At 61.7% G+C, this 4861-nt stretch carries 6 protein-coding genes; 4 read left to right on the forward strand and 2 right to left on the reverse strand.

The genetic code is table 11. The annotated features are described in order from the left end of the window. A partial coding sequence (locus VFE81_RS08450; RefSeq protein ID WP_325044166.1) for a LysE family transporter occupies positions 1-355 on the forward strand: 355 nt, incomplete at its 5' end. Between the two features lie 78 nt (positions 356-433). Here the strand turns inward: VFE81_RS08450 and VFE81_RS08455 are convergent. Both VFE81_RS08455 and VFE81_RS08460 read right to left on the reverse strand, forming a co-directional pair. After that, entirely contained in the window at positions 434-1399 is a 966-nt protein-coding gene (locus tag VFE81_RS08455) for a threo-3-hydroxy-L-aspartate ammonia-lyase (protein ID WP_325044167.1), read from the reverse strand. 147 nt (positions 1400-1546) lie between these two features. Continuing rightward, a complete protein-coding gene (locus VFE81_RS08460; protein ID WP_325044168.1) occupies positions 1547-1861 on the reverse strand; it encodes a hypothetical protein in 315 nt (104 codons plus the stop codon). A 765-nt stretch (positions 1862-2626) separates the two neighbouring features. Here VFE81_RS08460 and VFE81_RS08465 point away from each other — a divergent pair. The 3 genes from VFE81_RS08465 (at position 2627) to VFE81_RS08475 (ending at position 4744) form a co-directional block, all read left to right on the forward strand. Further along, the gene (locus VFE81_RS08465; RefSeq protein WP_325044169.1) at positions 2627-3565 is read left to right on the forward strand and encodes a Rossmann-like and DUF2520 domain-containing protein; all 939 of its coding nucleotides are present in this window, start codon (positions 2627-2629) and stop codon (positions 3563-3565) included. Between the two features lie 77 nt (positions 3566-3642). Then, positions 3643-3963, forward strand: a complete 321-nt coding sequence (locus VFE81_RS08470; protein WP_325044170.1) for an EthD family reductase — start codon at positions 3643-3645, stop codon at positions 3961-3963. A 217-nt stretch (positions 3964-4180) separates the two neighbouring features. Then, positions 4181-4744 carry a YggT family protein gene (locus VFE81_RS08475; protein WP_325044171.1) on the forward strand — a complete coding sequence of 188 codons (564 nt, stop codon included), beginning with the start codon at positions 4181-4183 and terminating at the stop codon, positions 4742-4744. The last annotated feature ends 117 nt before the right edge of the window (positions 4745-4861 follow it).

Genomic DNA, 4861 nt, shown 5'->3' on the forward strand with positions numbered 1-4861 from the left:
CAAAGCGCAGCATCTTTCCCCGTGGCGCGGTTTCTTGCGCGGCGCGTTGCTGGCGATGTCGTCGCCTTCGGCGATTCTGTGGTTCGCGGCCGTGGGCGGTGCGTTAATCGCGAAAGCCGGTGCGACCAGTGTGACGACTGCGCCAGTGTTCCTCGGCGGCTTCTTCCTCGGTGGCTTGTGCTGGACAATCTTTATCTGCGGACTCGGCAGCCACGGACGCAAACGCGCCGGCACCGGCTTGCTGCGCGCGTGCCATGTGTTGTCCGCGCTGCTGTTCGCGTACTTCTCGTATAGCGTGATCGTGAACGGGTATCGCGATCTGATCGTGCAGACCGCCAAGCAGGTTGCGAGTTAAAAAAAAACGGCTCGCCGTGGCGAGCCGTCTTCCGTCGATTTCAACGTGCGCAGCGCACGCCGTGCAGCTTGAGGCCGATCAGGCCAGATACTGCGGCAGCTTCGCCAGATCGACGTTGCCGCCGCTCACCACCACGCCCACGCGCTTGCCCTTCACCGGCACGATGCCGTTGAGCACGGCAGCCGCGGCGAGACAACCCGTCGGCTCGACCACGATCTTCATGCGCTGCGCGAAGAAACGCATGGTCTCGACCAACTGCTCGTCGCTCACCGTTTCGATCCGCGCAACCAGCTTCTGAATGATCGCGAACGTGTAGTCGCCGAGATGCGTGGATGCAGCGCCGTCGGCAATCGTTCGCGGCGCGTCGATATGCACGATCTCGCCGCGCGCGAGCGATTGCTGGCCGTCGTTACCCGCTTCGGGTTCGATACCGATCACGGTGCACGTCGGGCTCAATGCTGCCGCCGACAATGCGCTGCCGCCGATCAGTCCACCGCCGCCGAGGCAAACGAACAGCATGTCGAGTGGGCCGGTTTCTTCTATCAATTCCTTGACCGCCGTGCCCTGCCCCGCGATCACGTGCGGATGGTCGTACGGCGGAATCAGCGTCATGCCGCGCACTTCGGCGAGCCGCCGGCCGATCTCTTCGCGATTCTCGGTGTAGCGGTCGTAGCTGATTACTTCGCCGCCATAGCCCCTGGTCGCCGCAACTTTGGCAGCGGGCGCGTCGTGCGGCATGATGATCGTCGCGTGAATGCCTGCAAGGCGCGCCGATAGCGCGATCGCTTGCGCATGGTTACCGGACGAGTATGTCAGCACACCCGCTTTGCGTTGCTCCGCGTCGAAATGCGAAATCGCGTTGTAGGCGCCGCGAAACTTGAAGGCACCCATGCGCTGAAAATTTTCGCACTTGAAGAACACCGACGCGCCCGTGCGTTCGTTGAACGTGCTTGAGGTTAGAACGGGGGTACGGTGGGCGACGCCTTCAAGACGCGCCGCGGCGTCGAGTACGTCGTCGAAAGTGGGAGCGGGAAGCGCTTGCATCGGCGAAACTCTCCAAAAGCGGTGGCGAAACAGCCATTCTCCCAGCTTCGCCAGTGCTTTGGTACGTCGCCGTACAAATACAAACGGCGTAACCCGGCGATCAAGCCGGTGTTACGCCGTCAACACCTGTCCGCCCTTTTCTCGCGATTAGCGGCGGTAGTAACCGTGGCCGTAGCCGTGGCCGTAATAACCACCGCGGTAATAGCCGTGGTGATAATAAGGACGGCCGTAGCCACCATAATACCCACCCACTACGACTGGCGGCGGCGCGTAGTAGCCCGGTGCATACACCACTGGCGGAGGAGGCGGTGCGTAATAGACTGGCGGCGGCGCGGCATAAACTGGATACGCTGGCGCGATTGGAATGCCAATACCGATACCGACGGAAACGTGCGCCTCTGCAGCAGTAGCGAACCCCACGCCGAGTGCGGCGGCAACGACAAACGGAACGATCTTTTTCACTTTTATTCTCCTGGCGCGGCCCACTACGGTCGCCGACTTTGCATGCCTTGCATGCTACGAAATCAATGTATCGAAAAAGCCCGCGCACAGATGTTCGCATTTGTTGCAAATTGCAATTGGCGGCAATAGGTCGGAATTTGCGTCCACGCGGCGCCAGCCGGATACGCGGTGTAACGGGCTGAGAATCAAGGGCTTGCCAGCGGTCGAGTGGGCGCAAATCCGCTGCTTGGTGGGTCCTGCGGATGCGGGCACTCACTTGTCAGTAATCTTTGATTACAAATTAGCTTCAATCCTGACAGCCCAAATGAAAAATGCCCTGCGCAATCACGCCGGGCATCTCTTATTCGCGAGCAGACGGTGTTTTCAGCCTACCTTCACGTAGGCGAATTCTCTGGAGACGTTGGGCGGGACATACGCGCCGCTGATGCGCACGCGTGGCTTCAAACGCTTCTTCTGTTCCCACCAGCGACGGCGCTGCGAATGCGTCAAGAACCGCAAGTGCTTTCGGTAAGAAAAAATATTCATCGTTACCTCCCGAATCTGACTGCGAGACGAAAAACCCCGGAACAGCGACTGCCAAACCAGATCAAGAAGAAATTGTGAGCAGTTTTCGGACCCGCGGGGCGCATGCGACCGGATGATCGACCGGCCGCGCCATATCGCGCGCGAACTGATCAGAGGAATGCCGGTACCGAGACGCGCTACTGCCGGGTGGATGCGATACTTCTGCTTCCCATTCAAATGTCCCGTCTGGAGCACGCAACCATGTCCCAGCCCTCTCTGCCGCGCCTCGGCTTCATCGGTGCGGGGCGGCTCGCGCGCTGTCTCGCGCTAAGCTTTTCACGCGCCGGTTATCCCGTCACGGCGGTGGCGAGCCGCACAGCGGCCTCGGCCAACCGGCTCGCCAGTCAAATCGAGCACTGCGCGGCATTCGACGATCCACAACCCGTCGTCGACGCCGCCGATATTGTGTTTTTAGCCGTTCCCGATGACAGCATCGGTACGACAGCACACACATTGAGGTACGCGGCGGACGCGGCGAGCGGCCCACAAGGCAAAGCGCTCGTGCATTGCAGCGGCGCCTCGCCGGTCGATTTGCTGGCCCCGGCGCGCGACCAGGGCGCCTCGATCGGCGGCTTTCACCCACTCTACCTCTTTAGCGGCGAGCTCACCGACGTCGAACGGATCGCCGGCTGCTCGGTGACAATCGAGGCCGATGGTGCGCTCAAGGACGTACTGACGGCGCTGGCCGTTGCCTTGCGCTGCCATCCTCTGTCGATTCCAGCGGGCGGCCGCATGCTGTATCACGCCGCCGCGCATTACGCCGCCAGCTTCGCACTGTGCAGTCTCGCCGAATGCGTAGCGTTGTGGCGCACGCTGGGCTTTGCCGAAGACGATGCGCTGCGCGCGCTGCTGCCCATGCTTTCCGGCACCATCGAAACCGCCCGCGACAAAGGCCTGTCCAATGCACTCGCAGGCCCGGTGTCGCGGGGCGATACGGGCGTCGTGGAGAAACAGTTGGCGTTGCTGGAAGGACTCGGCGGCGATCATGCCGCGCTGTACGGTTTGCTGACGCGGCGTGCCGTCGGACTGGCCGAACGCCGCGCCAAACCGCCCGCCGCGATCGAGGCGATCGCCGAGGCGGTGGAAGAATCGCTCAACCGGTCGCTGAATCAGGCCGCAGCAGGTGCAAGCGTCAAGTAAGCCGTGATAATGTGACGTCCGGCGCCGCGCGCAATCCGCCAGCGTCGCGCTTAGGGACCAACAGACGAGAACGCACAATGATCAAGGTCAGCATCCTCTATCCGTACCGGGAAAACGGCCACTTCGACGTGGACTATTACTGCGTCACGCACATGCCGCTTGCGGCGAAGCTGTTCGGGCCCTCGCTGAAAGGCTGGTCGGTCGACGTCGGCATCAACGCCGGGCCGCCAGGAACGCCACCGCCGTACGTTGCCGCGGGGCACTTCCTGTTCGATAGCGCGGACGACTTCTATAAGGTCTTCAAACCGGCCTCAGAGCGCCTGGTTGCCGACATCCCGAATTACACCGACGGCGGCAACGGCACGATTCTGATCAGCGAAATCAAGATTTCTGTGTGATATCCGGTGGCTGGGTGCGGCTTGGCGGAATGCAGTTCGCCAATTAACCTGACTCGAACATCTGGAAATCGATCCACTGCGTCCCCATTTGTGACGCGTAGCACGCCTTCCGCGGGAATGGCGCAGGCAATCCAATGAACCCGCCGGTGCACCGATCGGTCAGCGCCGGCACCCCGCGGCCGATCGACGGCCGTCATCCGAAGGATAAGGACACGAGATGTTTGGCGATATCGCCCGTTTTCTGCTCAATACCGTCTTTACGCTGTTCGGCGCCGCGTTGCTGCTGCGCGCATGGCTGCAGGTCGTGCGCATGCCGCCGTACAACCCCGTTACGAACGCCGTACTGCACGCCACTAACTGGATCGTGCTGCCCTTGCGGCACATCCTGCACAGCACGCGCAACATCGACTGGGCGAGCCTGGTCGCGGCGCTGCTTGCGGCAATCATTTATGTGGTGCTGATGGTGGTGCTCACGGGCGCCGATCCGCTTTCGCTCGCGCCGACCCTGCTGATCGTCGCGGTGCTGACGCTCATCAAGTGGGCGCTGAATCTGATCATCTGGATGACGATCCTGATGGCGCTGCTGTCGTGGCTCAATCCGCGCTCGCCGGCCATGCCGATCCTGTACCAGCTGACCGCGCCGTTCCTGAATCCGCTGCGCCGCGTAGTACCGCAACTCGGCGGCATCGACCTCTCGCCGATTCTGCTGTTCGTAATCGTGCAGGTGCTGCTGATGGTGGTGACGCGTGCGGCCGTTCAGTTAACCTACTTCGTTATCTGAACGACGCTCCGTGCGCCTTGTAGACAAGGGTGGCGGCAGCGCGATTTGCGCTAACCGCCCCTTCCCGAGTAGAATCATGCGCTCTGCGGGCGTCGTATAATGGTAATACCCTAGCTT

Origin of the sequence: Paraburkholderia sp. (assembly GCF_035656215.1) — a bacterium.
In the GTDB taxonomy this organism is placed as follows: Bacteria; Pseudomonadota; Gammaproteobacteria; order Burkholderiales; family Burkholderiaceae; genus Paraburkholderia.

Coding starts and splice junctions, on each gene's coding strand:
- VFE81_RS08475 (WP_325044171.1), top strand. CDS start 4,181: ATGTTTGGCGATATCGCCCGTTTTCTGCTCAATACCGTCTTTACGCTG.
- VFE81_RS08455 (WP_325044167.1), bottom strand. CDS start 1,399: ATGCAAGCGCTTCCCGCTCCCACTTTCGACGACGTACTCGACGCCGCG.
- VFE81_RS08465 (WP_325044169.1), top strand. CDS start 2,627: ATGTCCCAGCCCTCTCTGCCGCGCCTCGGCTTCATCGGTGCGGGGCGG.
- VFE81_RS08470 (WP_325044170.1), top strand. CDS start 3,643: ATGATCAAGGTCAGCATCCTCTATCCGTACCGGGAAAACGGCCACTTC.